At 76.7% G+C, this 2,051-nt stretch carries 1 protein-coding gene and 1 pseudogene; both read left to right on the plus strand.

Annotated elements, in window-relative coordinates:
* The first annotated feature begins 272 nt into the window (after positions 1-272).
* Positions 273-1,484: a DNA polymerase III subunit delta' gene (locus AE652_RS40270; protein ID WP_049660729.1), complete on the plus strand. Its 1,212-nt coding sequence runs from the start codon at positions 273-275 to the stop codon at positions 1,482-1,484.
* Between the two features lie 235 nt (positions 1,485-1,719).
* Positions 1,720-2,051: pseudogene (locus AE652_RS47030) on the plus strand (hypothetical protein); the annotation flags it as partial.

The following is a 2,051-nucleotide window of genomic DNA, read 5'->3' on the forward strand; positions in this document are numbered from 1 at the left end:
TGACCGGATACGCGTGCGCGGCGCCGTCCGGGCGGGTCCCCGGCGGCGCCGCCGCGTTCCGTCGGGCGGTCGCCGGTGGGGCCGCGGTCCGTCGGGTGTCGGTCCGTCGGGTGTCGGTCCGTCGCCGCGGGACCGGCCTTCCCGTCCGCCTTCCCGTCCGCCGTGCCCTTTGCCGTCCCCCGGACGGAGCAGTGGGTGTCGGAGCGGAGACGTATGCTCGACGGCGGGGAAGAGGCGCCACCGGCGCTGCCGTACGGAGCTTGGGAGCAGCAGTGGCCGTCTGGGACGACCTGGTGGGCCAGGAGCGGGTGGTCGAGCAGCTGACCGCCGCAGCCCGGGCGGCCGGGGCGACGATCGAGGCCGGTCGCGGGGCCGCCCCGGTCGAGGGCGTGAACGCCTCCCTGATGACGCACGCCTGGCTGTTCACCGGCCCGCCCGGCGCCGGGCAGGTCACCGCCGCGCGCGCCTTCGCCGCCGCCCTCCAGTGCACCAGTCCGGACCTCGCGCTCGGCGGCACGCCCGGCTGCGGGTTCTGCGACGGCTGCCACACCGTGCTGGCCGGCAGCCACGCCGACGTCAAGTACGTCCGGACCGACGGCCTCTCCATCGGCGTCGGCGACATGCGCGACCTGGTCATGCGCGCCTCCAGCTACCCGACCGGCGGCCGCTGGTCGGTGATCCTGGTGGACGCCGCCCACCGCCTCACCGAGGCCGCCGCGAACGCGCTGCTCAAGGGCGTGGAGGAGCCCTCCCCGCGCACCGTCTGGCTGCTCTGCGCCCCCTCCGTCCAGGACGTGCTGCCGACCATCCGTTCGCGCTGCCGCCTGCTGGTGCTGCGCACCCCCGCGGCCGAGGCGGTCGCCGACACCCTGGTCCGCCGCGACGGCGTCGACCCGGAGACGGCCCGGCTCGCCGCGCTCGCCGGTCAGGGCGACATCGAGCGCTCGCGCCGCCTCGCCGTCGACGAGCAGGCCCGGACGCGCCGGACGGAGGTGCTGCGCATCCCGCTGGAGGTCGGCGACATCGGCGGCTGCCTGACCGCCGCCCAGCGCCTGGTCGACACCGCCAAGGCCGATGCCGAGGCGCTCGCCGAGACCCAGGACGCCAAGGAGACCGACGACCTCAAGGCCGCCTACGGCGCCTCCGAGGGCAGCAAGGCGCCGCGCGGCATGGCCGGCGCGGTCAAGGAGCTGGAGAAGCGGCAGAAGAGCCGGGCCACCCGCACCCGCCGGGAGACCCTGGGCGTTGCCCTGCTCGACCTGCTCGGCTTCTACCGGGACGTGCTCGCCATCCAGCTCGGCTCCACCGGCGCGCTCGCCAACGAGGACCAGCGGCAGGCGCTGAACCGGGTGGCCCAGGCCGGGCCCGCGGAGGGCACGCTGCGCCGGATCGAGGCGGTGCTGGCCTGCCGCCAGGCGCTGGACCGCAACGTGGACCCGCTGCTCGCGGTCGAGGCGATGACGGTGGCGCTGCGCGCGGGCTGAGGGCCGGGCGGGGCCGTTCTTCCTGGATTGCTCCGGCGGGCGGTACCCGTACGCCTCCCGGGGCGATACGCCGTCCCACCTTCGAGTGAACGAGCGACACTCGCCGGGCACACGGTCGTGTGACGGTCCGCCCGTTGTGCACGCTGGGGGCCGACTGCGCCCGCTGCCGGGGCGGTCGCCTCCCGTACGCGCCGGTTCCGGTTCGGCGCGGCCCCCTCCAGAGGTGGTGCGTCCCGTGGTTCGTTCGCTTCTCGTCATTCCCCTGCTGGCCGCCGCCCTCGGCGGGATCTGGCTGGCCCGGGGTGCCCAACAGCGCTGGCGCGACCTGCGCGCCGCCGAGACCTACGAGCTGGCCGGCGACCGCCTGCCGATGCTGGTGCGGGCGGCCGGGGCGATGGTCTGCGGGGTGTGCGTCACCGCCCTGACGGTGCTTACCACGCTCGGCGCCTTCGGCGGCCTCGGCCGGGACGTCCAGGCGCCGGACCGGGCGGAGCCGGTGGTGGACGCGGGGAGCGCGGGATCGGGGGCGGGGTCGGGCGGCGGGACCGGTGCGGGGGCGGCGGCCCG

Origin of the sequence: Kitasatospora sp. MY 5-36 (assembly GCF_001182915.1) — a bacterium.
GTDB lineage: Bacteria > Actinomycetota > Actinomycetes > Streptomycetales > Streptomycetaceae > Kitasatospora.